We start from the raw sequence: 25,577 nt of genomic DNA, 5'->3' as shown, positions 1-25,577 counted from the left end.
ATTGTAGGAGCGCTTGCCGGCCCTGGGAGGGCGGGCGCTTGAAATGACGAGAACACACAATGACAAAAACACTGGTGATTGCCGAGAAGCCTTCCGTGGCGCAGGACATTGTTCGCGCACTGACCCCGGTTGCAGGCAAGTTTGAAAAGCACGACGACCATTTCGAGAGCGACACCTATGTGGTGACCAGCGCCGTCGGTCACCTGGTCGAGATCCAGGCACCCGAGGAGTTCGACGTCAAGCGCGGCAAATGGAGCTTCGCCAACCTGCCGGTGATCCCGCCCTACTTCGACCTCAAGCCCGTGGACAAGACCAAGAGCCGCCTGAACGCCGTGGTGCGCCTGGCCAAGCGCAAGGACGTGACCAAGCTGATCAACGCCTGCGACGCGGGCCGCGAAGGTGAATTGATCTTCCGCCTGATCGAGCAGTACGCGGGCGGCAACAAGCCCCTGGGCAAGCCCGTGCAGCGCCTGTGGCTGCAGTCGATGACACCCCAGGCGATACGCGCGGGCTTCGAGAGCCTGCGCAGCAACGAACAGATGCAGGGCCTGGCCGACGCCGCGCGCAGCCGCTCCGAGGCCGACTGGCTGGTGGGCATCAACGGCACGCGCGCCATGACCGCGTTCAACTCGCGCGACGGCGGCTTCTTCCTGACCACGGTGGGCCGGGTGCAGACACCCACGCTGTCGGTGGTCGTCGAGCGCGAGGAGAAGATCCGCAAGTTCGTGAGCCGCGACTACTGGGAAATCCACGGCACGTTCGGCGCCCGGGCCGGCGCCTATCTGGGCAAGTGGTTCAACCCGCAGTGGAAGAAGAGCGACGACGCCGAAATGCGCGCCGACCGCGTGTGGAGCCTGGCCGAGGCCCAGGCCATCGCCGCGGCGTCGCGCGGCAAGCCTGCGGTGGTGACCGAGGAAAGCAAGCCCACGACCCAGGCGTCGCCGCTGCTGTTCGATCTGACCAGCCTGCAGCGCGAAGCCAACGGCAAGTTCGGCTTCTCGGCCAAGACCACGCTGTCGATCGCCCAAAGCCTCTACGAACGCCACAAGGCGCTGACCTACCCGCGTACCGATTCGCGCGCGCTGCCCGAGGACTATCTGCCCGTGGCGCAGCAGACCTTCGAGATGCTGGCCAAGAGCGGCATGCGTCATCTCGAGCCGTTCGCCCAGCAGGCGATCACGAACAACTACGTGCGCCCCACCAAGCGCATCTTCGACAACAGCAAGGTGTCGGATCACTTCGCCATCATCCCGACCACGCAGGCGCCCAGCGGCCTGAGCGAGGCCGAGCAAAAGCTCTATGACCTCGTGGTGCGCCGCTTCATGGCCGTGTTCTTCCCCAGCGCCGAGCACCAGGTGACGACGCGCATCAGCCGCGTCGAGAACCACCACTTCAAGACCGAAGGCAAGGTGCTGGTCAAGCCGGGCTGGCTGGCGATCTATGGCAAGGAAGCCGCGCATGAAGTCGAGGATGCGAAGGAAGGCGACAAGGGCCAGAACCTGGTGCCCGTGCAGCCCGGCGAGCAGCCGCTGGCCGAGGCGGTCGACCCCAAGGGCCTGAAGACCAAGCCGCCGGCGCGTTATTCGGAAGCCACGCTGCTGGGCGCGATGGAAAGCGCAGGCAAGCAGGTCGAAGACGAAGAACTGCGCTCGGCGATGCAGGAAAAGGGCCTGGGCACGCCAGCCACGCGCGCGGCCATCATCGAAGGCCTGCTGACCGAGAAATACATGCTGCGCGAAGGCCGCGAGCTGATTCCCACGGCCAAGGCCTTCCAGCTGATGACGCTGCTGCGCGGCCTGGGCGTGGAAGAACTGTCGCGCGCCGATCTGACCGGCGAGTGGGAGTACAAGCTGTCGCAGATGGAAAAGGGCCAGCTGTCGCGCGAAGCCTTCATGCAGGAAATCGCCTCCATGACCGAGCGCCTGGTGAAGAAGGCCAAGGAATACGACCGCGACACCATTCCCGGCGACTACGCGACGCTCTCCACGCCCTGTCCCAACTGTTCGGGCGTGGTCAAGGAAAACTACCGCCGCTACGCCTGCACGGGCGCCGACGGCAAGCAGGCCGGCTGCGGCTTCTCGTTCACCAAGTCGCCCGCAGGCCGCACGTTCGAGACGCATGAAGCCGAAACCCTGCTGCGCGAGCGCCGCATAGGCCCGCTGGACGGCTTCCGCTCCAAGGCCGGCTGGCCGTTCGTCGCCGAAGTGGCCATCGTGCATGACGAGGAGAGCAACAACTACAAGCTCGAGTTCGATTTCGGCGACGACGCGAACTCCGAAGACTCGGGCGAGATCGTCGATTTCGCGAGCCAGCAGCCGCTGGGCGCCTGCCCCAAGTGCGGCGCGCCGGTGTTCGAGCATGGCAGCAACTATGTCTGCTCCAAGGCCGTGCCCACGCTGGCCCAGACGGTTCCGAGCTGCGACTTCAAGAGCGGCCAGATCATCCTGCAGCAGCCCATAGAGCGCGAGCAGATGGTCAAGCTGCTGGCGACGGGCAAGACCGACCTGCTCGAGAAGTTCGTCTCCAACCGCACGCGGCGCGCGTTCAAGGCCTTCCTGGTCTGGGATGCGGCTGAAGGCAAGGTGAACTTCGAGTTCGAGAAGCGCGACTCGAAGTACCCGGCGCGCAAGACCGCGGGCGCGCCCGCGAAGAAGGCGCCGGCGGCCAAGAAGGTCGCGGCCGCCAAGAAGGCGCCGGCTGCGAAGAAGGTGGCAGCGACCAAGACGGCTGCCGTCAAGGCGCCGCGCAAGGTCGCGTCCAATCTGACTCCCAGCCCCGAGCTGGCAGCGGTGATCGGCGGCGACATGGTCGCGCGCACCGAAGTCATCAAGAAGGTCTGGGACTACGTCAAGGCCAACAACCTGCAGGACGCGACGAACAAGCGTGCGATCAATGCCGACGCCAAGCTCAAGCCGGTGTTCGGCAAGGACCAGATCACGATGTTCGAGTTGGCAGGCATCGTTGGAAAACACCTCGCCTGACGGCGCGCGAGTCATCTAAGGTACACACGGCGAAGCGCGCAATGCGCTACGCTGTGGCCCATGGCCATTACGAACGCTTCCCCGCTTCCGCCCGGCATGCCGGACCGTGTGCTGCGCCTTGAAGGCAGCAGCAACTTTCGTGACCTCGGCGGCTATACCGCCGCCGATGGCCGCAGCCTGCAATGGCGGCGGCTGTTCCGCTCCGACCATCTGGCCGGGCTTTCCGCCGCCGACCTGCAGGCGCTGGCCGAACTGAAGATCGGCCACAGCGTCGACTTCCGCGGCGTCAACGAAATCAGCGCGCAAGGCTATGCCTGGCCGCAGTTCCAGCGCCATGCCTTCATGGTCGAGCCCACCGTGGTGCAGCGTACCCAGGAGCTGCTCGCTGCCGGCCACCGCATGACCGCGGCCGATACCGTGGGCCTGATGCAGGACACCTACCGCAGCTTCGTCAAAGTCAATGCCGACCGCTTCGCGCGGCTGTTCCAGCTGCTGCTGCAAAGCGATGCGCCGCTGGTGTTCCACTGCACGGCGGGCAAGGACCGCACGGGCTGGGCCGCGGCGCTGATCCTGCACGCGCTGGGCGTGTCGCGCGAACAGGTGATGGAGGACTATCTGCTGACCAATGCGTACTACCAGCGCCCGCCCGCCACCGTTGCCGGTCGTCTGCCCGAGGAAGTGCTGGAAGTGCTGTGGCGCGTGCAGGAGCCGTTTCTCGACGCCGCGATGGACTTGGTCGACCGCGACCATGGCGGCATGGACCGGTACCTGGCCGAGGTGCTGGGCATGGACCGCGCGGCGCGTGCCCAGCTGGCCGAACGCTATCTGGCCTGAGCGGCGCACATCCCGTTACCTGCTTCTGCCTGCGCCCGTTAGCATGGGTGCATGTTTCAAGGAGTATTCATGACGATTTGCATGCGATGGTGCGCCGCCCTGGCACTGGCCGCAGGGCTTGCGGGCTGCGCGGGCGGCAGTCCGGCGAATGAAGGCGCGAGCCGCAGCGGCATCACGGTGTTTGGCGATATCGATGTGGGCGTGAGCCGGGTGCGCTGAACCCCGTTTGCCATGCCTGTCTAAGGGCCGAGAGGAAAGGTCCTCAGCCCCCATGCGTGGCAATCTCACGCTCCACCTCTGCGTGGAGGCTGAGCTGGCGCGTCGAAGGCGGCCTGTCCAGCAGGCTTGCGACCACGATGGCCAGCGTGGCCAACGCAAAGCCCGGCACCATCTCGTAGAGCTTGAACCAATGGTAGTGCTGCCAGACCAGCACCGTGACCGCACCCACCAGCATGCCGGCGAGCGCGCCGTTGCGCGTCATGCGCGGCCAGACCAGGCTCAGCAGCACCACCGGTCCGAACGCCGCGCCGAAACCCGCCCAGGCATAGCTCACCATGGACAGCACGCGGCTGTCCGGGTCGCGGGCGATCAGGATGGCGACCACGGCCACGGCGAAGACCATGGCCCGGCCGAACCAGACCAGCTCGCGCTGGCCCGCCTCCTGGCGAAAAAATGCCTTGTAGAGGTCCTGGGTCAGCGCGCTCGCGCAGACCAGCAGCTGGCACGACAGCGTGCTCATGACCGCCGCGAGCACGGCTGCCAGCAGCATGCCGCTGATCCATGGGTTGAACAGCAGCTTCGCGACTTCGAGAAACACCCTTTCGGCATTGGTGTTGACGCCTGCGGCGAGCTCGGGGCGCTGGGCGAAGAACGCGATGCCGAAAAATCCCACCGCGACGGCGCCGCCCAGGCACAGCACCATCCAGGTCATGCCTATGCGCCTGGCCTTGGGAATGGTCCTGGCCGATTCCGCCGCCATGAAGCGCACCAGGATGTGTGGCTGGCCGAAGTAGCCCAGGCCCCAGGCGAGCAGCGAGACGATGGCGATGGCGTCGAGCGAAGCCACCATGTCGAGCGCCTGCGGCCGTGCCGCAGCGATCGCCGCGTGGCTTGCGGCCAGGCCGCCATCGGCATGGACCACCATCAGCGGCGCGAGGATCAGCGCGGTGATCATCAGCGAGGCCTGGATGGTGTCGGTCCAGCTCACGGCCAGGAAGCCGCCGACGAACACATAGGCCATGGTCGCGAACGCGCCCACCCACAGCGCGATCTGGTAGTCCATGCCGAACATGCTTTCGAACAGGCGCGCACTCGCGACCACGCCCGAAGCGCAGTAGATCGTGAAGAACACCAGGATCACGAGGGCCGTGACGATGCGCAGCAGATGGCTGGCGTCTTCGAAACGGTTGGTGAAGTAGTCGGGCAGGGTCAGCGCATTGCCGACTTTCTCGGTGTAGACGCGCAGCCGCGCCGCGACAAAGCGCCAGTTGAGCCAGGCGCCCAGGCTCAGGCCGATGGCGATCCACGACGCCGACAGGCCGGAAACGAACACCGCGCCGGGCAGGCCCATGAGCAGCCAGCCGCTCATGTCGGAGGCTCCGGCCGACAGCGCCGTGACCACGCTGCCCAGGCTGCGCCCGCCAAGGATGTAATCCGACAGATTGGTCGTTGCCCGGTAGCCTAACCAGCCTACGCACAGCATGGCCAGCAGATAGACCGCAAAGGTGACGGTGGTGGGCAGATTCGCGTTCATGGCGTCTCCTTGGTGGGAAGAGGGCGGTATTGGATTGTGGGGATTGCCCATCCGGCCCTCATGGCAGTGAATGCCGCGTGCCCATGCCCGCGCGCGTGCAAGCCGCGGGTTCAGTGCGATTGCTGATTGCTATCAGCTATCGACTCGATTTGACAATTGAAATGAATTTGATTTTTGGATCATTTGATAATGAAGCCAGTGTGTGCAATTGAATCTTTGATTTCCGGGCGTACTGCGTGCGTTCAGCGGGCGTTACACCCTTTTTCATAGGCGGACCAGCGAGTCCATCTGCTGGGTCCTTGATCTTCCTTGCGGAGGTAGAACGCCATGGATTCGAAAACGACAACGCAGTCCCGCATGCCCGCAGCCCTGCTGCCCGACTTGCCCCAGGACCCGGGCCCGGCCCTGCCGGAATCCGACGTGCTGGTTCCGCGGCCTGCGGACGAATCCCCACCGGCCGCGCGCTCGCGCTGGTATTTGCCGGTCCGTGCCAAATTCACCGTGGCCCTGCTGCTGGGCATTGGCTGGGGCGTCTTCGCCCACACCATAGCCCAGCCCTGGATAGCGGATTTCTCGCGCATTGTCGGCACCGTGCCGGCCTATCTTGCGATCTACGGCATTGCCGTGATTCCGGGCTTCATCAATGCGTTTCTGATTGTGAGCCTGCTGCTTGATCGTCGACCGCAGGTGCGACCCCATATCGCGCCGCAGGATCTGCCGGCCATCACCATCCTGGTGGCCGCGTACAACGAGGAGCAGAATATTCTCGCCACGCTGGAAAGCATAGACCGCCAGCACTACCCCGGAGCATTCCGCGTCATCGCCATCAATGATGGCTCGACGGACGGCACGCTGGCCAAGCTGCAGTCGGTTTCCTATCCCTGGCTGCAGGTGCTGCATCTCGAGAAGAATGTCGGCAAGGCCAATGCCCTGAATGCCGCGCTCAAACTGGTGGACACGCCGCTCACGTTGACCGTGGATGGCGACAGCTATCTGTTCAAGAACGCGCTGCTGCATCTGGTGCAGCGGTATGTGAGCGATCCGCCGAACACGCGCGCCGTGGCCGGCGCGGTGCTGGTGCGCAATTCGCGCGCCAACCTGGTGACCAAGGTGCAGGAATGGGATTATTTCCACGGCATCGCGGCCATCAAGCGCCTGCAGAGCATGTACCAGGGCACGCTGGTCGCGCAGGGCGCGTTCTCGGCCTATGACACCGCGGTGCTCAAGGGCATGGGCGGCTGGCCGCATACGGTGGGCGAAGACATCGTCGTGACCTGGGGCATTCTGCGCCAGGGCTGGCGCGTGGGTTTCGCCGAGAACGCCTGCCTGTTCACCAATGCACCCGACACCTGGCGCCAGTTCATCCGCCAGCGCCAGCGCTGGTCGCGCGGCTTGATCGAAGCCTTCAAGCTGCACTGGCCCATGCTGTTCCAGTGGCGCATGAGCCTGCTGTTCATCTGGTGGAATCTGCTGTTTCCCTATCTGGACCTGGTCTACACCGTGTTCTTCATTCCCGGCCTGGTGTTGGCGCTGTTCGGCATCTACTGGATCGCCGGGCCGATGACGCTGCTGGTGCTGCCTGCGGCCATGCTGCTCAACTATGTGATCTTCCATATCCAGACGCGGATGTTTGCCGAGCAGGGCCTCGAAGTGCGCAGCAATCCCGTGGGCTTCGTCGTCTACTCCCTGCTGTACAGCATCATCCTGCAGCCGGCCTGTGTCTGGGGCTATGTGAGCGAGGTTTTCAGCCGCACCAAGAACTGGGGGACCAAATGAACAAGCGCATCGCAAGGAAGTCCGCGCACTGGCGCGCGGCGCTGTGGCTGGGCGGGCTCGCGGGCCTGCTGCCGGCGATGGCGGGCGCCCAGGGCATCGCAGCCCCGCTGCCGGCGGTCTCGGCAGGTGTCGATGCCAGCGACGATTCAGACGGTTTCAGCGAATTCAAGCCTTGGACCCAGTACGAGGCGGCTTCGGGCTGGGGCCTGAAAGCGGGCTGGCAGGACTACCGCATGCAGGGCTGGTCGGCCACGGGCCGCAGCCTGTTGGTCACGCACCGCAAGCAGACGTCGCAATACCAATGGCAGGCTCAGCTTGGCGCCAACCGCACGGCTGGCCACTCGCTGACCGTGGGCATGCTCGATGCGATGTATTACGTCAGCGCTGCGACCGCAATGGGAGTGAGCCTGGAGCGCGATGTCGTCAATTCGCGCCGCGGTCTGGAGAGCGGGTTGCACTACGACGCGGCGATGCTGGTGCTCGACCACCAGTTCCATCCGCGCCTGTCGCTGGGCGTGGCCGCGGGCGCGAGCTGGTTCTCGAACGACAACCGGCGCGACCTGCTGCGCACGCGCTGGACTTTCACGCTCGACGAGGAGCGTGGCTGGTATGCCTATGCGAAGACGCGCCACTACCGCAACAGCAACCCCTATCGGCCCGAATACTTCTCGCCCGAGCGCTTCAACGAAGCCTCGCTGGGTCTGCTGTGGCGCACGGCCTTGAACGACAGCGTGGTGCTCAGCGCCAATGTCGACGGCGGGCACCAGTCCATAGACGGCCGCGGTCATTCGGCCTGGAGTGCAGGGCTTTTCCTGTCGTCACCGCGGCGCGCTGCGCTGCAGTGGAAAGTCGGCTTCGAGACCAGCCAGGACCATGCTTCTGCCTTGCGTGCCTCCGAAGACGGCTACCGCTACACCAGCTTTGTGGCGCAGGTGCGGATTCCGTTCTAGTCTCCTACTGGCCGTCCTCCGTCCACGGCTGGCCCAGGCTGCCCGGCGTCAGCGGCAGCAGCGGCGTGCTTTCCTCTATCGTTTCCGTCGGCATGGGCAGGCCCGTCGCAGGAACGACGGTGATGCGTTCGGCGGTGGTATCGGGCGCCGGTACCGGCTCGACGGGAGCGGGTGCCGGCTCGGCGCGCTTGCGCGGCGATGCCTCGGGCTGCGGCTGGGCCGCAGTCCACCAGCTGTCCCAGCGCGTGCGCAGCGCCGCGCCCAGATCGCTCCACCAGTGGCTTTGCTCGGGCGCGGTGAACTTGGCTCGGGCGTCGATGGCGCGCGCGCGCAAGGCGCGCGCGGTCAGGTCGCCGACCATGGGCAGCGCGCTGCGCGCGCCCTGGCCCCAGTGGTCGTTGCGCAGGCTGATGCGGCCGTCGTTGAATCCGGCCCAGGCGCCGACCACCAGCTCGGGATGCATCAGGATGAACCAGCCGTCGGCATTGCCCTGCGTGGTGCCGGTCTTGCCCGCGACATCGGCGCGTATGCCGTACTGCTGGCGAATGGCGCGCGCCGTGCCCTTGTCGACCACGCCGCGCAGCATGTCGACCAGCGTGTAGCTAAGGTTGCCGTCCAGCGCCTGTTCGGGCGCCGTGGGTACGAATTCGGCCAGCACTTCGCCGTCGCGGTTCTCGATGCGCGTGACCCACATCGGCTCGCGGTAGCTGCCGCCATTGGCCAGCGTCCCGTAGGCGCTGACCATTTCCTTGAGCGTCACCGGGCTGCTGCCCAGCGCCAGCGCGGGCACGGGCTCGAGCGGGCTCTGGCGCACGCCCAGCGCGCGCGCGAGCTGCACGACCTTGTTCACGCCGACTTCCTGCATCAGCGCGGCGGTGATGGTGTTCTTGGAATAGGCCAGCGCGTCGGCCAGCGTCATTTCCTTGCCGCTGGGCGGGCCGGCATCGCTGGGGCGCCAGACTTCGCCGCCGGCAAGGTGGATTTCGACGGCCTGGTCGGGCCGCTTGTCATCGGCGTGCAGGCCCTGCTGCAGCGCGGCGCCGTAGACGAAGGGCTTGAATGTCGAGCCTGGCTGGCGGCGTGCCTGCTGCACATGGTCGAAACCGTCGACTGCGAAGTCGCGGCTGCCGACCCAGGCGCGCACCGCGCCGGTCGTGGGATCCATGGCCAGCAGGCCGGCCTCGGGCCGCGTCTTCTGCATGCGCAGCCGGCGCATGAAGGCCTTGTCCTTGAGCAGCGCCTGCAGGGCCGGCTCGGGTTCGAGTTCCGACTTGCGGAATTCGTCGGACTCGCGCACCAGCGTCTGCACCAGGGGGTTGTCGGCATTCCAGCCGCCGCGCTGGTTCCAGCCCGCATCGGCAATGCCCTGCAGCGTGCGGCCCTGGCGCGCCACGGCCTGGTTGGCCCAGGCCTGGAGTTGCGCATCGAGCGTGGTGTGCACCACCAGCCCGTCGGTGTAGATGTTGTAGTCGTTCTTGTCGGCCCACGAAATGAGCCATTTGCGCAGCTGCTGCGCGAAGTGGGGCGCGGGGCCCGTGGGCTCTTCCTGGCGCTCGAAGTCGATGCGCAGCGGGCGTTTCTTCAACTGGGCGAAGGTCGCGGCGTCGAGTTCCTCGCGCTTGACCATCTGCGCCAGCACGGTGTTGCGCCGTGCGACCGAGCGTTCGGGATTGAGCACCGGGTTGTAATAGCTCGTGCCCTTGAGCATGCCGACCAGTGTCGCCGATTCGAGCACGCTCAGCTGCTTGGCCGATTTGTCGAAATAGGTGCGCGCCGCCATCTCTATGCCATAGGCGTTGTAGAGGAACGGCACGGTGTTCAGATAGGTCTCGAGGATTTCGTCCTTGGTGTACAGCGCCTCGATCTTGAACGCCGTGATCGCTTCCTTGAGCTTGCGCGTGAGCGTGGGCGCGCGGCCGATTTCTGCCGGGTAGAGGTTGCGCGCGAGCTGCTGGGTGATGGTCGAGCCGCCCTGGCGGTCGCCACCCAGCGTGTAGACCAGCGACGACGCCGTGCGCCGCCAGTCGAGCCCATGGTGTGCGTAGAAGCGGTGGTCTTCGGTCGCGATCAGCGCCTTGACCACGGCCGGGGAAATCTGATCGAGCGCGACCCAGTCGCGGTTGCTGCGCTTGAAGACCGCGATTTCCTTGCCGTCCTGGCTCAGGATCTGCGCCGGCTGCTCCAGCCTGGCCTTGCGGATGTCGCTGATGCCGGGCGTGAACGGAATCAATATCAGCACATACAGCAGGCCCAGCAAGGGCAGGGCGGCCAGGCCCCAGGCCAGTTGTCTGCGCGTGGGCCGGCGCAGCGCAGCCAGGCGTTCGCGGCTGGGCCAGTGCGGCCAGGCCTGCACCTGTTGCCAGGCGGCCGCCGCGCGGGCGGGCAGCTTCAAGTCATTCACGGAAAAACGCACAGTGCTGAGCAGGCCAGGCTGCTGGGAATACAAAGCGCGCAGTGTGGCTGAAAAAAGGCGAAGCTGCTTCAGGCGCGCGGCCGCGCCTCTGGCGGCGCCGTTTTGGCCTTGTCGCGCGTGGCGTTATGCCGGGGCCAGCCAGTCCGCGAGTTCTTCGGCGTGGTGCTGTTCCTGCTCCAGGATGGCTTCGATCAGGCGGCGTGTGGTCGGGTCCTTGTCGCCGATCAGCGTGATCATCTGGCTGTAGGCCTCGATGGCCACGCGTTCGGCGATCAGGTTGGCGCGGATCATGGCCTGCAGTTCGCGCGCCGCGCTGTAGCTCGCATGGCTGCGCTGGCTCAGCGTGTCGGGGTTGAAGTCGGGTTCGCCGCCAAGCTGCACGATGCGCCGCGCAAGCCAGTCGGCATGCCGGGCCTCGTCGTTCGCATGCACCAGGAATTCGCTGGCAATCGCGGGCGAGGCCAGGCCCACGGCGGTGAAATGGTGGCGCTTGTAGCGCAGCACGCAGACCCATTCGGTGGCCAGCGCGTCATTGAGCAGGCCGATGATCTCTTCGCGCCAGGGGCCGAAATGCGGGGTGACGGCGCCGGCCTGCAGATCGCTCTTGGCGACCTCGATCGCGGCCTGGTCCAATGCCAGGCGCTCGCGCGTTGCCGAAGCGGCGGCTTGCCGCGACTGGTAGGCACCGCGAGGCGCCGAGCTGGACTGTTTCATGTCGGGTCTCCATTCCTGCCGGCAAGGCTTTGCATACAGATTAAAAGCGGGCGCAGAGGCCGTCTGTGGGAAAACTGCGCATCGCCAACCCTGAAAAAACCGCGATTGAGCCGCGCGGCCGCGCGCACGCCGGAAAGACCCGACGCCAGCGCGCTGGCCGGGCGCTGCGCGATACTCGAATCCCTGGGGCAAATGTCTTGCCCGCTGTCGGCGCGCCGGCATGGCCCGAGGAGAGTGCGTGAAATCTGCGAGTGACAGTTGGTTCGACGAGGCGTATTACGAACGCTACTATTTCGACAAGAAAACCAGCGTGGTCGACCCCCAGCACATGGAGCGGCTGGGCAGCTTCGTCTGCAGCTACCTCAAATACCTGCGCGTGCCCGTGCGGCGCGTGCTCGATGTCGGCTGCGGCATAGGCCTGTGGCGCGACATCATCGCGCGGCATTTCCCGCAGGCCACGTTCCATGGCGTCGAATACAGCGCCTATCTGTGCGAGCGCTTTGGCTGGGAGCGCGGCTCGGTGGTCGACTATCGTGCCGAGCAGCCGTTCGACTTCGTCATCTGCCAGGGCGTTCTGCCCTATCTGAGCGCTGCCGACCTCAAGCGCGCGCTGCACAACTTCGCCGCCCTGAGCCAGGGCGCACTGTATATCGAAGCGGTGTCGCATGAAGATTGGGAGCGCGACATCCTTGACGAGACGCTGACCGACCCGCGGCTGTTCCGCCATCGCGCGGAACTGTACCGGCGCGGCCTGTCGCAGGGCTTCACCGAGCTGGGCGGCGGCATCTGGCTGCAGCGCGACGCCGAAGTGCCGCTGTTCGAACTCGAGTGCGCGGCGCGCTGATGGCCCCGGACGTCACGCCCCACGCGGTCTCGCGTCTTCGCAGCGCGCGCCTGGCACGCAGCGTCAAGCCGTTCCTGGCGCGCGGGGGACCGCGCGGCGAGCGCTGTGCAGGCTGCCGGCTGCGTCCCAGCCATTGCCTGTGTGCACTGCGCCCGACCCAGCCCACGCAGGCGGGCGTGTGCCTGCTGATGGCCGATATCGAACCGCTCAAGCCCAGCAACACCGGCTGGCTGGTGGCCGATGTGGTGCAGGACACGTTTGCGTTTGGCTGGGCGCGCACCGAAGTCGACCCGGCGCTGCTGGCGCTGCTGGCCGATCCGCAGTGGCAGCCCTATGTGGTGTTTCCCGGTGAGTATGTGGCGCCAGAGCGCGTGGTGCATGCCGTGGTGCCCGCGGCCGATGCAGGCAAGCGCCCGCTGTTCGTGCTGCTCGACGCGACCTGGCCCGAAGCGCGCAAGATGTTTCGCAAGAGCCCTTATCTGGAGCGCTTCCCGGTGCTGAGCCTGCTGGCCGAGCAGGTGTCGCGCTACCAGTTGCGGCGCTCGACGCGCTCCGATCATTTCTGCACCGCCGAAGTCGCGGCGCTGTGCCTTGAGCTGGGCGGCGACACGCGTGCCGCGCAGACGCTCGAAGCCTATTTCGACATGTTCACCCACCATTACCTGCAGGCCAAGCACCAGCTTGCGCCCGACCTCGACAGCGCGGCGCACCGGGCTTTGCGCGCGCTGAACGGGACTGCGGTCGCGCCCTGAGCGCGGCGCGCTTTCACCCTGCCATGCGCTCGGGCCGGGGCTTGCGGCACAATCACGCCCCTTGGGGTCGTTGTGCGCTGCGCTGACTCCCGCCACTTTTTATTCCCCGCCCCATGACCCAAGAACGCTCCTCCACACCCGCCAACACGCCCGAGCCCATGTGCAGTTCCTGCGAAGGAATACAGCAAAACTGGCGCCGTGCCAAAGGCCATGTCGAACTGGCACAGCATGGCAACCGCAAGGAAGAGCGCGCTTCGGGCCAGGTGACCGTCACGCGTTACCAGTGCGACCGCTGCGGCACGATCTGGGACTATGAGAATGACAAGCAGAACCTGCACGCGGGCTGGTCGGTAGTCAAGCGCTGAACGTCCAGCATGGGCCGCAGGCCCATGCTGCTTGGGTGCCCGCAGGCACCCGTGCCCGCACGGCGGCAACCGCAGGCCCCGCGTTGCATCATTTTTCATTCGATACATCTGCACGGTTTTGCGCGATGGCTGCCGGCCCCATTCGGTGCTTTCCATTGGCCCGTGAGGCCTGCGGGTTCCTACTATTTCTTACATGCGTTGTAGGCTTTTTTCCCTTGTCCGGCATTTGGCTTGCTCTTAAATTTGCTAGCAAGGTTCTGAGGCAGAACCGTGGTTAGAATGAAAAAACGCTGATCTTTCAGCCGGCCAGGTACCCTCTGGGTTATCCATCGGCTGCAACGCTGTGCCACCGCTTGAGCGGGCCGCAGCATTTGCAGGGCCTGCGCACGCTGCGCGGATTTCTACCGCTGTCTCCTCCTGTGCCGTTGTTTTCTGCACTGGCTGCCTCGGCCAGCGCTGGTCGGGCGTGCCTGAGTGCCGTCCGGCGGCTTGCATGCTCTTTCCCAAATGAATGATTCGGGCCAGGCCCGGATGGATGAAAGGTATTTCCGGTTTGGCTTTGCAAGACTTCAAACTGCGCTACAACCCCGCGCTCGACGGCTTGCGTGGCGTGGCGATCGTGCTGGTGCTGCTATCCCATGCACATGTGCCGATGTTCGAGGGCGCGTTCCTGGGCGTAGATCTTTTCTTTGTCCTCAGCGGATTCCTGATCACCTCCTTGCTGCTGCAGGAGTTCCAGAGCAACGAGCGCCTCGATTACTGGCGTTTCTACCGGCGCCGCTTCTTCCGGCTGATGCCTGCGCTGCTGCTGTTTCTTGCCGCCTATTGCCTGATCGCGCCGCTGCTGTGGCCGGATCTCGACGACATCCACCAGGACGCGCTGGTGTCCGCGCTGTACCTTGCCGATTACGGCATCGCCTTCTTCGACAGCCCCGAGACGCTGCTGCACATGTGGTCGCTGTCCGTCGAGGAGCATTTCTATCTGATCTGGCCGCCGCTGCTGGTGCTGTTGCTGCGCAAGACCCAGGCCGGAAAGCTCTGGCGGCCCATCCTGCTGCTGTGGGTGCTCAGCACGCTGTGGCGCCTGTTCTGGGTGGGCCAGGGCCAGCATTTCTACGAAATATTCTTCCGCTTCGACACGCGCGCTTCGGGCCTGCTCGCCGGCAGCCTGCTGGCGGCGCTGGTGATTGAAAAGCCGTCATGGATACAGGCGCTGCAAAAGCGCATGCCGCATGTCATGTGGCTGCCGCTGGCGATTCCCCTGCTGATGCGCCTTGAATGGGACAACCAGGCAGTGATGGTCTGGGGCCTCACGGTTGTCGAATGCGCGGCGCTGGTGCTGCTGGTCGCGGTGCAGCAGCAGCGCGGCCTGGTCTACGAGATGTTCCAGGCGCCGTTGCTGGTGCACCTGGGCCGGCTGTCGTACGGCGTCTACCTCTGGCACTATCCGGTGGTGCGCTATCTGCGCGCCGAATACTCCTGGCCCGTGGTGGTGGTTGCCGGCCTGGCGATCTCGGTGGCGCTGTCGGCGCTGTCGTTCTACACGATAGAGCGCTGGGCCTTGCGCTGGCGTGACCGCCCCAAGCGGGTTGCCGATCAACGCCCCGGCGTCGCGGCAACCGCGGGCTGAAGGCTCAGAACCCTGCGCCCGGCTGCGCGAGATACTCCTTCTCGGCCGCAGTGCTGGGGCGGCCCAGGATAGGGTTGCGGTGCGGAAAGCGGCCGAAGCGCGTGATCACTTCCTGGTGCTTGAGCGCGTAGTCCAGCGTTGCGGCGAAGAAGCCGCGCAGTTCGGGGGCGGCGAGTTCATGCAGCTTGCCGAACGCCGCCACGCTCTGCGCCTGCAGCGGCCCGTCCTCGGCATGTTCCAGCGGCAGGTAGCAGAAGATGCGCGCCATGCTGGGAATGTCCGGCGCCATGTCGTGGCCGGCAAGAATGCCGTCGAGGGCCAGCTGCAGCGCCTGGGCGTCGCCCGCAAAGCTCTTGGGCGTGCCGCGAAACAGGTTGCGCGTGAACTGGTCGAGCAGCAGGATCAGCGCCAGCCGTCCGCGCGCGGTCTTGGCCCAGCCATCGAGCGCGCCCGAGAGCGCCTCTTCGACCAGAGGACCAAATCTCCGGCCGATCTCGGCATCGGTGTCCGCCGACTTGGTGAACCACAGCGACTGGCGCGCATGCGCATCGGCATCGGTGGGCGCTGCGGCGCCAAGCCAGTAGGTCAGGACTTCGGCAATGCGCGGGTCGTTGCCCGCGCGCAGGGCGGTGGAAGAAACGTCAGACATGGGCGGTTTTCCGTAAGCAGCAGGGTCTTCCATTGTGACGGCCCGCGCCAGCCGGTCGGCGTAGGTCATGCTCCAAAACAAAGATGGCGCCCGTTGCCGGGCGCCATCGCAAACCGTCTGCGGGCGGCGATCAGAACGAGTGGGTGACGCCCAGGCTTACGCCACTGGAGCGCGCCTTGTTGCCTGCGCCCTGGTAGTTGCGCTTCCACTTGGTGGTGTCCATTTCGAGGAAGAGCTTGGTGCGGCGCGACAGGCTGTAGTCGAGGAAGCCGATCAGGCGCGTGAAGCCGTCGTCGTTCAGGCCGGTGCGCTCGCGGTCCACCTTGTAGTAGCCGCCATTGAGGCTCCATTGGCTGTTGAACGCGTAGTTGGCGCCCAGCGACAGCACCTTGTTGGTGGTTTGCGTGGTGCCGGTCGTATCGCCCTGGTTGCGGCCGTAGTTGAGCATCAGGCGCAGGTTGCCGGTGGACCAGGCGCCACCGATGCTGGCAGCGTCGAGTTCCAGGCCGTTGGCATCGTGGAACTGCGTGTAGGCGCTGGTGACCACGATGCCGCCCACCATGTAGTTCAGGCCCAGACCCTTGGAATCCTGGCGCGTGCTGGACACCGCCGATTCGCCAAAGCTGTACATCGCGCGTGCGGTCAGGCCGCCGAAAGTGCCAGAGTACTTGACAGAGTTGTTGACGCGGTTGGAAGCGGCGTTGGTATTGGTCGCGCCGTATTCGATGCCCAGACGGTGGCCCGTGAGGCTGGTGACCTGGATGTTGGGGTTCAGGCCCGCGAAGCGCATGCCTATGGGGTCCGTAGGGATGACGGCGTCCGCGACCAGCGTGTTCTGGCGACCCGCGGTCACCGCACCCCAGTTGCCGGCCAGGCCCAGCACGGCGGCGCGATCGAAGAAGCCTGCGGCCGAGCCGGAGCTGCCGGCGTCCACGCCCAGCGTGGATTCGAGGTTGAACGTGGCTTTGAGGCCGTCGCCCAGGTCTTCCTGGCCGCGCAGACCCCAGCGGCTCGTGGGGCCGACACCGCTGTTGACGACGCTGGTGCGGTTGGGCGCGCCGGCATAGCCTGCGGTCAGGCCGCTTTGCGTGCGCACGGCGGCATCCAGAATGCCGTAGACCGTGAGGTTGCTCTGGCTTTGCGCCAGGGATGGCATCGATGCGCTGAGGGTCAACAGCGCGAGTGCTGAAATTTTGTGCATGTCGTGTCTCCTTGATGTAATTTTGGGTAACAGCAGGGTTGGAGTTTGTCGGCGTTTTCTACTTGGAGATAGATGAAATTGGCATAGCTGATATGCCGCTTACAGCTGCCGGACCATGGAATTCGATGCTGAATCCGCATGTGACAAAGGCAAGAGACCTCCAGATGCCCTGCATATTTCAGAGGTGGAATATCTTTCCACCCCCAAAATCAAGGGTTTTCACTTGTGGGAATTTTTCCAATTCTGTTCACACAAGCCCAATAATGCTGGGCAAACGCTATGCGCTTTCGTTATACCTTCGGCGGCGCTTTCAGCCTTGTCCATCGCGCCCCGATGCGCGTTGCGGACAGCGGGCTTGTTCAACGATTCACGGACAGACAGCTATGAAATTCAAGCAGTTGCTCGGCGCCCTGGTGGCCACCGCGCTCTTTACGCCCATGGCCTTCGCGCAGAGTTTCCCGACCAAGGCGGTGCGCATCATCGTGCCGTTCGGCGCGGGCGGCGTGGCCGACGTGACCGCGCGCGTCGTGGCGCAGAAGATGGCCGAATCGCTGGGCCAGGCCGTGGTGATCGAGAACAAGCCGGGCGCGGGCGGCATCGTCGCCGGCGACACCGTCGCCAAGGCCGAGCCCGATGGCCATACCTTGCTGCTGATGTCCAACGGCACGGCCGTGAGCGAAGGCCTGTTCAAGTCGCTGCCGTTCAAGACGCTGCAGGATTTCGCCCCGGTCTCCACGCTGGGCTACTTCGATCTGGCCGTGGTCACTGCGGCCAACTCGCGCTTCAAGACCTTTGGCGAGCTGCTGGCCTTTGCCAAGGCCAACCCCGGCAAACTGAATCTGGGCTCGATCAATGTCGGCAGCACCCAGCATCTGACCGCGGAAATGTTCAAGTCGGCGGCTGGTGTCGATGTGCAGATCGTTCCCTTCAACGGCACGCCCGCCGTGGTCACCGCGCTGCGCGGCGGCCAGATCGACGCGGCCGTGGAAATCGTCGCGCCGGTGCTCACGCAGATCCAGTCCAAGGCGCTGCGCGCGCTGGCCGTGACCAGCGACAAGCGCGCGGCCGTGCTGCCCGACGTGCCGACCACCAAGGAAGCCGGCCTGCCCGGCTATGTGGCGCGCAGCTGGAACGGTCTGGCCGCGCCGGCGAAGACGCCCGCGCCGGTCATTGCCAAGCTCAATCAGGTGATCGTCGCCGCGTTGAACTCGCCGGATGTGAAGAAAAAGCTTCACGACCTGAATGTGGAAGCCCAGCCCAGCACGCCCCAGGAGGCTTCGGCGCTGCTCGCCTCGGAAGTCAAGCGCTGGGGTGAAGTGATCAAAGCCGCCAAGATCGCGCCGCAATAAACGCCGGCCACGCAGCCCGCGGATCCGCCTGGCCCTCTTGGGGGCCTGGCGGATTTTTTGTTACTACGGCGCGCGGGGAACTTTGCGCGGGTTTCAAGCACGAAAAATCATCCACAGTCGCCTGTTCCGCGCAGCGGGGGCGCTATCCTTGCCGGTTTTCGTCGCTTCTCTCACGGGTTTGTTCGCCATGCTTCGCCGCCGTTTCCTGCTCAGTTCCCTGGTCTCCGCCACACTGCTGTCCACCGCTTGTTCGGGCAAGTCCATGCCGCGCAATGTGATCGTTTCCGCGGAGAAGCTCCAGCAGGCCGTGGCCCAGCGCTTTCCCCGGCCTTATCCCGTCGCGGGACTGCTGCAGTTGCAGTTGCAGGCGCCGCAGCTGCAGCTGCTGCCCCAGCAGGACCTGATCAAGGCGCAGTTCACGGCCCATCTTTCGGGCCCGGTGCTCAAGCAGGGCTACGACGGCCGCATGGAGGCCGATTTCGGCCTGCGTTATGAGCCCGCCGATCGCACGGTGCGCGCCCAGCGCGTCAAGGTCCACAGCCTCGCGCTCGACGGCCTGCCGCCCGCGCTGGCCGAGATGCTCAACACCTACGGCAACTCCATTGCCGAGCAGGCGCTGGGCGACATGGTGCTCTACCAGATGCAGGAAAAGGACAAGGCGCTGATGGATTCGCTCGACCTGCAGCCCGGCGTGATGCGCGTCACGCCCCAGGGCCTGGAGATTGCGCTGGACCGCAAGACGCCGGCGCGCTGAGGCGCGTACCATGCACCTGGGCCTGCGCCAGGCGCAGTCCCAGGGGACTGCCCTGCCGGCAGTCGTTTGTTCATTGCAACCCAGCCCCTATGCCCATGACCGATCTGTCCGCGTTTCCCATCACCCGCAAATGGCCGCCGCAGCACCCCGAACGCCTGCAGCTGTACTCGCTGCCCACGCCCAATGGCGTCAAGGTGTCGATCATGCTCGAGGAGACCGGTCTGGCCTATGAGCCGCATACCGTGCGTTTCGACAGCCAGGACCAGATGTCGCCTGAATTCCTGTCGCTGAATCCGAACAACAAGATTCCGGCCATCCTCGACCCCAACGGTCCGGAAGGCAAGCCGCTGGCGCTGTTCGAGTCGGGCGCCATCCTGGTCTATCTTGCCGAGAAGACCGGGCAGTTCATTCCCCGCGATGCGGGCGCGCGCTACGAGACGCTGCAGTGGCTGATGTTCCAGATGGGCGGCGTGGGCCCGATGTTCGGCCAGCTCGGCTTCTTCCACCGCTTCGCGGGCAAGGAATACGAAGACAAGCGTCCACGCGACCGCTATGTCGCCGAGGCCCAGCGCCTGCTGCAGGTGCTGGACCAGCGGCTCGAAGGCCGCGACTGGATCATGGGCCGCGACTACACCATTGCCGACATCGCCATCCTGCCCTGGGTGCGCAACCTGGTGGGCTTCTACGAGGCCGCGGACATCGTCGGCTGGGAACGCTACGGCCAGCTGCGCCGCGTGCTCGACAAGTGGCAGCAACGCCCCGCCGTCCAGCGCGGGCTGGAAATTCCGGCGCGCGGCTAGCGGCGCGCGGCCAGCGGGGCGCGCCTAGCGCGACACACCGTCCCATCCGTGGCCCTTCTCTTTGCCCCGGGTGGTCGCATCTAATTGGCGTATCTATAGTTTGGCCGGTGGCATATGTGCTGCGGGCCTGGCATTCAAGGAGCCCCATGAACACCGCGACCCATCCCGTCCTTCAGGCCCAGCCATTGGGCCCGCTGTGGCCCACGCTCGATCCTTTCCTTTTCTGTGCCCACCATGACGACAGCTATCCCGCCGGCGACGGCCGCATGGGCGTGCAATCGGTCGAATTCGAAGGCCGGCAGATGGGCAGCGACTTCAGCCGCAAGGACGGCTGGAGCATGTACCACGGCGACAGCGTGCCCGGCTTTCCCGGCCACCCGCACCGCGGCTTTGAAACCGTCACGCTGGTGCGCAAGGGCCTGATCGATCATTCGGATTCGCTGGGCGCCGCGGCGCGCTTCGGCCGCGGCGACGTGCAGTGGCTCACGGCGGGCCGGGGCGTGGTGCATTCGGAGATGTTTCCGCTGCTGAACACCGACAGCCCCAATCCGCTGGAGCTGTTCCAGATCTGGCTCAACCTGCCCGCGGCCTCGAAGATGGTCGCGCCGCACTTCACCATGTTCTGGGACGAGCGCATTCCGCGCCTGGTGCATACCGACGCGGGCGGCAAGCGCACCACGGTGACGGTGGTCGCGGGCGCGCTCGAAGGCGCCGATCCCGCGCTCGCGCCGCCGCCCGAGTCCTGGGCTGCGCAGGCGGCTTCCGATCTCGCGATCTGGACGCTGCGGCTCGAGCCCGGCGCGTCCTGGACGCTGCCCGCGGCACGCGGCGAAGGCACGCGCCGCATGCTGTATTTCTTCGCGGGCGAGCAGCTGCAGATCGGCCATGCACTGGCCGACCAGCATGCGGCGCTGGAGCTCGTCGCGGGCCAGGACTGGCAGCTGGTCAATACCGGCAGCACGCCGGTCGAATGCCTGCTGCTGCAGGGAAAACCGCTGGGCGAGCCGGTCGCGCAATATGGGCCGTTCGTCATGAACACCCAGCAGGAAATCATGCAGGCGCTGCAGGACTACCGCAACACCCAGTTCGGCGGCTGGCCCTGGCCCGAACAGGATCCGGTGCACGGCAGCGCGCCGCGGCGTTTCGCGCGCTATCCCGGGCAGACCGAGGATGAGTCACCCCCATCCGCCGCCAGCGCCGCAGAGTGAGAAGGGCTGTCCTCGGGCGGCTGCGCCACGCCGCGGCGCAATCGGGGACAATGCCAGCGCCGGGCTGGACGCAGCCCTTTGAATGGACACTTTTCAATGAACATCAGCAAAGATACCGCGGTCACCATCCATTACACGATCACTGATCCACAGGGCAAGCGCCTCGACGACGGCGACGTGGCCTATCTGCATGGCGGCTACGACAACCTGTTCGCCAAGGTCGAGGAAGCGCTTGAAGGCAAGGCCGTGGGCGCCACGCTGACCGTGGACCTGGCCGTCGAAGATGCGTTTGGCGCGCGCGACGAAAGCCTCAAGCGCAGCATTCCCAAGGCCGAATTCCCGCCGGGCGTCAAGGTCGGTGGCCAGCTGCGCGGCAGCAACGACCAGGGCGAGCCGCAGATCTATCACGTGGTGAAGATCAAGGGCCCCGAAGTGCTGCTTGACGGCAACCACCCGCTGGCCGGCATGGCGCTGCGCTTCACCTGCAAGGTCAACGAAGTGCGCCCCGCGACGGCCGAGGAAATCACCCACCGCCATGTGCATGGCGGCCACGGCCACCACCATTGAGGTGATCAGCGGCGTCTGAGCAGCGCCCGCTTGAGCAGCCGTGCGGCGCGGTCGCGGATCTGGAACGGGCTGTGGCCCGGGAACGGGAAGGTGCGGCTGCGGCTGCAGGCCTGCAGGAAATCGCTGAGCAGCGCCGAATCGTCGAGCGTGCTGTTGTCGGCGCTGCGGAATTCAGGGTGCCACTGCGTGGCCGCGATATAGCCGCCCGCATGCCGCGGATTGCGGCGTATGGCTTCGGGAATGTGGTCGGGAATGCTCCAGGCCTCGACCTCGAAGTTGGGCGCGATCTGCTTGATGCCCTGGTGGTGGATGCTGTTGACGCGCGCGCGCTGCTGGCCCGGATACAGCTGGGCCAGGCGCGAGCCCGAGACCAGCGCGATGTCGTGGGCGTGGCGGTCGTATTGCTTGGCGTCGCGGTGCACCTGCGCGCCCGGCACCTGGGTCAGCAGGTCCTGGTAGAGCGTGCCGCCGAACGCCACGTTGATCAGCTGCAGGCCGCGGCAGACGCCGAAGATCGGCTTGCCGGCCTGGGAAAAGGCCTCGACCAGCGCCAAATCGTAGAGGTCGCGCACGCGGTCGCCCAGCCATTCGGGGCGCAGCGGTTCCTCGCCGTAGCTGCCCGGCCAGACATCGGCGCCGCCATGCATCACCACGCCATCGAGCCAGTCGGCATAGTGCGCCAGCGTCACGTCGCCGCGCGCGGTCTCGCCCGTGGGGCAGGGCACCATCACCACCATCGCACCCGCGGACATGATCCAGTGGGCGATCGATTGCTCGACGTATTGCAGGGTCTTGCCGGTGAACAGGGAGCGTTCCTGGTCGGCATGCGAGAAGCAGGCCGACAGTCCGATTTTGAGGCGTCGCGAAGCTGGCTGGGACATGGCTTGGAGGCTGGTGCGAGGCAAAAGCGCCGGGTCGCTGCGGATGGCTGGATTATGGCGTTCCGATGCGCGCCGTCCAACCTCGACCATTGTGCGCGCAGCCGATGTCTCGTTACGTGTTCATTCACTACCAGATGTCAGGACAATGACGGCGGGCCGTTTTGGGGCTAGGATGGGTACCGAACCAACCAGGCCAAAGGAGACAGGCATGCAAATCCAGGTGCACACGGACAACCTCGTAGCAGGGGGCGAATCTCTGTCGAAGTGGGTGCAGAGTGAGCTCCAGACGCGCTTGACGCGTTTCAAGGAGTACATCACGAGGGTGGAAGTCTTTCTGTCCGACACCGATGCGCGCAAGACCCAGGGCGGTCTCAAGCGCTGCGTACTGGAGACCCGGGTCAATGGGCGTCAGCCGATCGCAGTGAATGCCGAAGCTGAAAAAATGGCCGATGCCGTCACCGCGGCGACGGAAAAACTGATGCGCGCGGTCGAAACCGACCTGGGCCGTCTCAAGGACAAGAACGGGCGCGAAACCATTCGCACCCAGGAGCAACCCGACGAAGCCTGATCGCTGCCGCCGCGGCGGCACTTCCATGTAGCCAAGGGCGCCCAATGAGGCGCCCTTTTTTCATGGCTGTGGATTACGCCGGGACCAGTGCGCCGGCCCGTGTCAGCTTGTCGGCAACCAGCAGCTGCTGCATTTCGCTGTGCTCCATGATGCCCAGGCTCTCGGCGACTTCGGCGATCGGCCGGCCGCTGGCAATGGCGGCCTTGGCAATGGCCGCCGATTTTTCGTAGCCGATCAGCGGGTTCAGCGCCGTCACCAGCGTCACCGATTCGGCGATGCGCGTGGCCAGCAGCGCTTCGTTGGCGGTGATGCCTTCGACGCAGTTCACCTGCAGCGTATGGCAGGCGCGCGCCAGGTGCGTGAGGCTCTTGTGCAGCGCCCAGCCCATCAGCGGCTCGAACGCATTGAGCTGCAGCTGGCCGGCTTCGGCAGCCATGGTGATCGCGACGTCGTTGCCTATGACTTCGAAGCAGACCTGGTTCATCACTTCGGGGATCACGGGGTTGACCTTGCCCGGCATGATGGACGAGCCAGCCTGGCGTGCGGGCAGCTGGATGTCGGCAATGCCGGCCTGCGGGCCAGAGGACAGCAGGCGCAGGTCGTTGCTGATCTTCGACAGCTTGCTGGCGATGCGCTTGAGGATGCCCGAAATGTCGACGAAGGCGCCGGTGTCGGCCGTGGCCGCAATCAGGTTCGCGGCCTGGGTCACGGGCACGCCCGACAGTTCGGCGAGCTTGGGGATGACCGCATCCACATAGCCCACGGGCGCGTTGATGCCGGTGCCGATGGCGGTGCCGCCAAGGTTGATTTCTGTCATCAGGTACGCGGATTCGCGCAGGCGCTTCTCGTCGTCGGCAATCATCGCGGCAAAGGCGCCGAATTCCTGGCCCAGCGTCATCGGCACGGCGTCTTGTAGTTGTGTGCGGCCGATCTTGAGCAGGGGGGCGAACTCGTCGGCCTTGGCCTGGAACGCGCCGCGCAGGGCAGCCAGGGCGGCGAGCAGGTGCTGGATGCCGAACCAGGTCGCGAGCTTGAGCGCGGTCGGGTAGGCATCGTTGGTGCTTTGCGAGGCGTTGACGTGGTCGTTGGGATGCAGCACGTCGTAGCGGCCTTTGGGCAATCCCAGGTGCTCGAGCGCACGGTTGGCGATCACCTCATTGGCGTTCATGTTCGTGGAGGTGCCGGCGCCGCCCTGGATCACATCGACCACGAATTGGTCGTGCAGCTTGCCGGCGATCAGGTCGTCGCAGGCTTGGGCAATGGCGTGGGCTTGGTGTTCTTGAATGGCGCCCAGGGCCAGGTTGGCGTGGGCTGCGGCCTTCTTGACGAATGCGAAGGCGCGAATGAGTTCCGGCATGTGGGCCACGCTGTGGCCGGTGATGGGGAAGTTCTCCACCGCGCGCGCGGTGTGGACACCCCAGTACGCGTCGGGAGGGATGGTCTTGATGCCGATGAAGTCGTGTTCTTGACGCATGGATCTGCTTTCAGAAGGTAAAAGTGCAGGCAGGACGTGCAAACGCCGCCTTGGAGCAAGGCGGCGTTGGCGTGGAAGGCCGGGCATGGGGCTTGTTGCCCGCATGCCGGCCAGCGGGCATTATCCGTCGGTGCGCGCATGGATTGCACCTGTTTGGTGCATAACCTCGTGAAATAGACCCGGTGCGGCCTCAGCCGCCGCGCAGCCGGCCTTCCAGCGCCGGCGCCACCAGCGGCGCGAGCGGCGAGGCCACGCGCGCGCCGAAGCGCTCCGAACCCTCGGGGCCCGCCTGCCAGTCGGCCAGCGCCTGGGCGATTTCTTCCTGCGTGCGGCCGACGAAATTCCACCACACCAGCACTTCCTCGTTCATGGGCGCGCCGCCGACCAGCAGCAGCCGCGTGCCAGGCGTGCAGCGCAGTTCCAGCGTAGCGCGGCCCGCAGGCAGGAACAGCAGTTCATCGGGTGCAACGGCCTGACCATCGACCACGACCTCGCCCGTGAGACCGAGCACCGCATATTCGAAATCGGCGCGCAGCGCGAGCTCGGTCGTGACCGGGCCGGGCGCATCCGCGCGCAGGTTCAGGTCGAGCGCGACCAGCGGGCTGTGCACCTGCACTGCCGAGACCTGGCCCAGGGCTTCGCCGGCCAGCACGCAGATCTCCAGGCCGTCCTGCGTGCAGCGCGGCACGTCGGGGTAATGCTGAAAGCGCGGCGCCATGGTGCGCTGGTCGCCCGGCAGCGCGATCCACAGCTGGGCCGCGTGCATGCGCGGGCTGCCCAGGCTTTCCTCGGAGTGGGCGATGCCGCGGCCGGCCGTCATCAGATTGATCTGGCCCGGGCGAATGACCTGCTCCGAGCCCAGACTGTCGCGGTGCAGCACTTCGCCTTCGATCATCCAGGTGAACGTCTGCAGGCCGATGTGCGGGTGCGGGCCGACCTGCATGCTGCGGTCTCCATGCTGGACCGAAGGGCCCAGATGGTCGAGAAAGCACCAGGCGCCGACCTTGCGCAGCGCGCGCTGGGGCACGGCGCGGTGCACGGGAATGCCGCCGACATCGGCCAGGCGGGTCGACAGCAGCTCGGGAGCGGAAGATGGGGCGGACATGGGCGTTCT

At 65.7% G+C, this 25,577-nt stretch carries 23 protein-coding genes; 15 read left to right on the top strand and 8 right to left on the bottom strand.

All coding sequences use genetic code 11. The features are described from left to right. Window positions 1-59: 59 nt before the first annotated feature. The 3 genes from ACSVDO_RS20315 to ACSVDO_RS20305 all read left to right on the top strand — a co-directional run bounded on the left by ACSVDO_RS20315 (window position 60) and on the right by ACSVDO_RS20305 (window position 4,034). On the top strand, window positions 60-2,981 hold the full coding sequence (locus ACSVDO_RS20315) for a DNA topoisomerase III (protein WP_489594293.1): 2,922 nt from the start codon (window positions 60-62) through the stop codon (window positions 2,979-2,981). Between the two features lie 96 nt (window positions 2,982-3,077). Further along, window positions 3,078-3,815, top strand: coding sequence for a tyrosine-protein phosphatase (locus ACSVDO_RS20310; protein WP_332538213.1), 738 nt, complete (start codon window positions 3,078-3,080; stop codon window positions 3,813-3,815). A 69-nt stretch (window positions 3,816-3,884) separates the two neighbouring features. After that, window positions 3,885-4,034, top strand: coding sequence for a hypothetical protein (locus tag ACSVDO_RS20305; protein ID WP_332538214.1), 150 nt, complete (start codon window positions 3,885-3,887; stop codon window positions 4,032-4,034). Window positions 4,035-4,077: 43 nt separating this feature from the next. On the opposite strand, the gene putP is transcribed toward ACSVDO_RS20305, so the two are convergent. After that, on the bottom strand, window positions 4,078-5,568 hold the full coding sequence (putP, locus tag ACSVDO_RS20300) for a sodium/proline symporter PutP (protein ID WP_489594291.1): 1,491 nt from the start codon (window positions 5,566-5,568) through the stop codon (window positions 4,078-4,080). Window positions 5,569-5,895: 327 nt separating this feature from the next. Between putP and ACSVDO_RS20295 the strand changes: the two genes are divergently transcribed. Then, window positions 5,896-7,344: a glycosyltransferase family 2 protein gene (locus ACSVDO_RS20295; protein ID WP_332538217.1), complete on the top strand. Its 1,449-nt coding sequence runs from the start codon at window positions 5,896-5,898 to the stop codon at window positions 7,342-7,344. Next, on the top strand, window positions 7,341-8,294 hold the full coding sequence (locus ACSVDO_RS20290) for a hypothetical protein (RefSeq protein WP_489594289.1): 954 nt from the start codon (window positions 7,341-7,343) through the stop codon (window positions 8,292-8,294). Before ACSVDO_RS20295 ends, ACSVDO_RS20290 begins: the two co-directional genes overlap by 4 nt. 4 nt (window positions 8,295-8,298) lie before the next feature. Here the strand turns inward: ACSVDO_RS20290 and ACSVDO_RS20285 are convergent, their stop codons facing one another. After that, window positions 8,299-10,707 carry a penicillin-binding protein 1A gene (locus ACSVDO_RS20285; RefSeq protein ID WP_489594287.1) on the bottom strand — a complete coding sequence of 803 codons (2,409 nt, stop codon included), beginning with the start codon at window positions 10,705-10,707 and terminating at the stop codon, window positions 8,299-8,301. A gap of 123 nt (window positions 10,708-10,830) precedes the next feature. Next, window positions 10,831-11,421 carry a ferritin-like domain-containing protein gene (locus ACSVDO_RS20280; RefSeq protein ID WP_332538221.1) on the bottom strand — a complete coding sequence of 197 codons (591 nt, stop codon included), beginning with the start codon at window positions 11,419-11,421 and terminating at the stop codon, window positions 10,831-10,833. Between the two features lie 238 nt (window positions 11,422-11,659). On the opposite strand from ACSVDO_RS20280, the gene ACSVDO_RS20275 reads away from it, so the two are divergent. The 4 genes from ACSVDO_RS20275 to ACSVDO_RS20260 all read left to right on the top strand — a co-directional run bounded on the left by ACSVDO_RS20275 (window position 11,660) and on the right by ACSVDO_RS20260 (window position 15,012). Further along, a complete protein-coding gene (locus ACSVDO_RS20275) occupies window positions 11,660-12,265 on the top strand; it encodes a class I SAM-dependent methyltransferase (protein ID WP_332538222.1) in 606 nt (201 codons plus the stop codon). Beyond that, window positions 12,265-13,017, top strand: coding sequence for a tRNA-uridine aminocarboxypropyltransferase (locus ACSVDO_RS20270; RefSeq protein WP_489594284.1), 753 nt, complete (start codon window positions 12,265-12,267; stop codon window positions 13,015-13,017). Before ACSVDO_RS20275 ends, ACSVDO_RS20270 begins: the two co-directional genes overlap by 1 nt. 113 nt (window positions 13,018-13,130) lie before the next feature. Next, entirely contained in the window at window positions 13,131-13,382 is a 252-nt protein-coding gene (locus tag ACSVDO_RS20265) for a hypothetical protein (RefSeq protein WP_332538224.1), read from the top strand. Window positions 13,383-13,935: 553 nt separating this feature from the next. Next, on the top strand, window positions 13,936-15,012 hold the full coding sequence (locus tag ACSVDO_RS20260) for an acyltransferase family protein (RefSeq protein ID WP_332538225.1): 1,077 nt from the start codon (window positions 13,936-13,938) through the stop codon (window positions 15,010-15,012). Window positions 15,013-15,016: 4 nt separating this feature from the next. Here ACSVDO_RS20260 and ACSVDO_RS20255 read toward each other — a convergent pair whose 3' ends face one another. Continuing rightward, complete coding sequence (locus ACSVDO_RS20255) at window positions 15,017-15,661, bottom strand: DUF924 family protein (protein ID WP_489594283.1); 645 nt, start codon at window positions 15,659-15,661, stop codon at window positions 15,017-15,019. Window positions 15,662-15,791: 130 nt separating this feature from the next. Next, window positions 15,792-16,862, bottom strand: a complete 1,071-nt coding sequence (locus tag ACSVDO_RS20250) for a porin (protein ID WP_489594281.1) — start codon at window positions 16,860-16,862, stop codon at window positions 15,792-15,794. A gap of 383 nt (window positions 16,863-17,245) precedes the next feature. Between ACSVDO_RS20250 and ACSVDO_RS20245 the strand changes: the two genes are divergently transcribed. The 5 genes from ACSVDO_RS20245 to ACSVDO_RS20225 all read left to right on the top strand — a co-directional run bounded on the left by ACSVDO_RS20245 (window position 17,246) and on the right by ACSVDO_RS20225 (window position 21,540). Further along, complete coding sequence (locus tag ACSVDO_RS20245; RefSeq protein WP_442881509.1) at window positions 17,246-18,211, top strand: Bug family tripartite tricarboxylate transporter substrate binding protein; 966 nt, start codon at window positions 17,246-17,248, stop codon at window positions 18,209-18,211. A gap of 187 nt (window positions 18,212-18,398) precedes the next feature. Next, complete coding sequence (locus tag ACSVDO_RS20240) at window positions 18,399-18,965, top strand: DUF1439 domain-containing protein (protein WP_489594279.1); 567 nt, start codon at window positions 18,399-18,401, stop codon at window positions 18,963-18,965. A 95-nt stretch (window positions 18,966-19,060) separates the two neighbouring features. Next, window positions 19,061-19,765: a glutathione S-transferase N-terminal domain-containing protein gene (locus tag ACSVDO_RS20235; RefSeq protein WP_332538232.1), complete on the top strand. Its 705-nt coding sequence runs from the start codon at window positions 19,061-19,063 to the stop codon at window positions 19,763-19,765. Between the two features lie 146 nt (window positions 19,766-19,911). After that, window positions 19,912-20,973, top strand: a complete 1,062-nt coding sequence (locus ACSVDO_RS20230; protein ID WP_489594278.1) for a pirin family protein — start codon at window positions 19,912-19,914, stop codon at window positions 20,971-20,973. A gap of 96 nt (window positions 20,974-21,069) precedes the next feature. Next, on the top strand, window positions 21,070-21,540 hold the full coding sequence (locus ACSVDO_RS20225) for an FKBP-type peptidyl-prolyl cis-trans isomerase (protein ID WP_213297279.1): 471 nt from the start codon (window positions 21,070-21,072) through the stop codon (window positions 21,538-21,540). 5 nt (window positions 21,541-21,545) lie between these two features. Here the strand turns inward: ACSVDO_RS20225 and ACSVDO_RS20220 are convergent, their stop codons facing one another. Continuing rightward, window positions 21,546-22,421 carry a gamma-glutamyl-gamma-aminobutyrate hydrolase family protein gene (locus ACSVDO_RS20220; protein ID WP_332540070.1) on the bottom strand — a complete coding sequence of 292 codons (876 nt, stop codon included), beginning with the start codon at window positions 22,419-22,421 and terminating at the stop codon, window positions 21,546-21,548. 208 nt (window positions 22,422-22,629) lie between these two features. Between ACSVDO_RS20220 and ACSVDO_RS20215 the strand changes: the two genes are divergently transcribed. After that, the gene (locus ACSVDO_RS20215) at window positions 22,630-22,989 is read left to right on the top strand and encodes an HPF/RaiA family ribosome-associated protein (protein ID WP_332540069.1); all 360 of its coding nucleotides are present in this window, start codon (window positions 22,630-22,632) and stop codon (window positions 22,987-22,989) included. Window positions 22,990-23,062: 73 nt separating this feature from the next. Here ACSVDO_RS20215 and ACSVDO_RS20210 read toward each other — a convergent pair whose 3' ends face one another. Both ACSVDO_RS20210 and ACSVDO_RS20205 read right to left on the bottom strand, forming a co-directional pair. Next, entirely contained in the window at window positions 23,063-24,463 is a 1,401-nt protein-coding gene (locus ACSVDO_RS20210; protein WP_489594276.1) for an aspartate ammonia-lyase, read from the bottom strand. A gap of 190 nt (window positions 24,464-24,653) precedes the next feature. Further along, window positions 24,654-25,568: a pirin family protein gene (locus tag ACSVDO_RS20205; RefSeq protein WP_489594274.1), complete on the bottom strand. Its 915-nt coding sequence runs from the start codon at window positions 25,566-25,568 to the stop codon at window positions 24,654-24,656. Window positions 25,569-25,577: the final 9 nt, after the last annotated feature.

Source organism: Comamonas sp. DB36, from assembly GCF_057914905.1.
This window is presented reverse-complemented; position numbering and strand designations above follow the sequence as displayed.

What these genes read in the sequence shown, in the direction of transcription:
- ACSVDO_RS20315 (WP_489594293.1), top strand. Translation starts at nt 60, where the DNA reads ATGACAAAAACACTGGTGATTGCCGAGAAGCCTTCCGTGGCGCAGGAC.
- ACSVDO_RS20310 (WP_332538213.1), top strand. Translation starts at nt 3,078, where the DNA reads ATGCCGGACCGTGTGCTGCGCCTTGAAGGCAGCAGCAACTTTCGTGAC.
- ACSVDO_RS20305 (WP_332538214.1), top strand. Translation starts at nt 3,885, where the DNA reads ATGACGATTTGCATGCGATGGTGCGCCGCCCTGGCACTGGCCGCAGGG.
- putP (WP_489594291.1), bottom strand. Translation starts at nt 5,568, where the DNA reads ATGAACGCGAATCTGCCCACCACCGTCACCTTTGCGGTCTATCTGCTG.
- ACSVDO_RS20295 (WP_332538217.1), top strand. Translation starts at nt 5,896, where the DNA reads ATGGATTCGAAAACGACAACGCAGTCCCGCATGCCCGCAGCCCTGCTG.
- ACSVDO_RS20290 (WP_489594289.1), top strand. Translation starts at nt 7,341, where the DNA reads ATGAACAAGCGCATCGCAAGGAAGTCCGCGCACTGGCGCGCGGCGCTG.
- ACSVDO_RS20280 (WP_332538221.1), bottom strand. Translation starts at nt 11,421, where the DNA reads ATGAAACAGTCCAGCTCGGCGCCTCGCGGTGCCTACCAGTCGCGGCAA.
- ACSVDO_RS20270 (WP_489594284.1), top strand. Translation starts at nt 12,265, where the DNA reads ATGGCCCCGGACGTCACGCCCCACGCGGTCTCGCGTCTTCGCAGCGCG.
- ACSVDO_RS20265 (WP_332538224.1), top strand. Translation starts at nt 13,131, where the DNA reads ATGACCCAAGAACGCTCCTCCACACCCGCCAACACGCCCGAGCCCATG.
- ACSVDO_RS20255 (WP_489594283.1), bottom strand. Translation starts at nt 15,661, where the DNA reads ATGTCTGACGTTTCTTCCACCGCCCTGCGCGCGGGCAACGACCCGCGC.
- ACSVDO_RS20250 (WP_489594281.1), bottom strand. Translation starts at nt 16,862, where the DNA reads ATGCACAAAATTTCAGCACTCGCGCTGTTGACCCTCAGCGCATCGATG.
- ACSVDO_RS20245 (WP_442881509.1), top strand. Translation starts at nt 17,246, where the DNA reads ATGAAATTCAAGCAGTTGCTCGGCGCCCTGGTGGCCACCGCGCTCTTT.
- ACSVDO_RS20240 (WP_489594279.1), top strand. Translation starts at nt 18,399, where the DNA reads ATGCTTCGCCGCCGTTTCCTGCTCAGTTCCCTGGTCTCCGCCACACTG.
- ACSVDO_RS20235 (WP_332538232.1), top strand. Translation starts at nt 19,061, where the DNA reads ATGACCGATCTGTCCGCGTTTCCCATCACCCGCAAATGGCCGCCGCAG.
- ACSVDO_RS20230 (WP_489594278.1), top strand. Translation starts at nt 19,912, where the DNA reads ATGAACACCGCGACCCATCCCGTCCTTCAGGCCCAGCCATTGGGCCCG.
- ACSVDO_RS20225 (WP_213297279.1), top strand. Translation starts at nt 21,070, where the DNA reads ATGAACATCAGCAAAGATACCGCGGTCACCATCCATTACACGATCACT.
- ACSVDO_RS20220 (WP_332540070.1), bottom strand. Translation starts at nt 22,421, where the DNA reads ATGTCCCAGCCAGCTTCGCGACGCCTCAAAATCGGACTGTCGGCCTGC.
- ACSVDO_RS20215 (WP_332540069.1), top strand. Translation starts at nt 22,630, where the DNA reads ATGCAAATCCAGGTGCACACGGACAACCTCGTAGCAGGGGGCGAATCT.
- ACSVDO_RS20210 (WP_489594276.1), bottom strand. Translation starts at nt 24,463, where the DNA reads ATGCGTCAAGAACACGACTTCATCGGCATCAAGACCATCCCTCCCGAC.
- ACSVDO_RS20205 (WP_489594274.1), bottom strand. Translation starts at nt 25,568, where the DNA reads ATGTCCGCCCCATCTTCCGCTCCCGAGCTGCTGTCGACCCGCCTGGCC.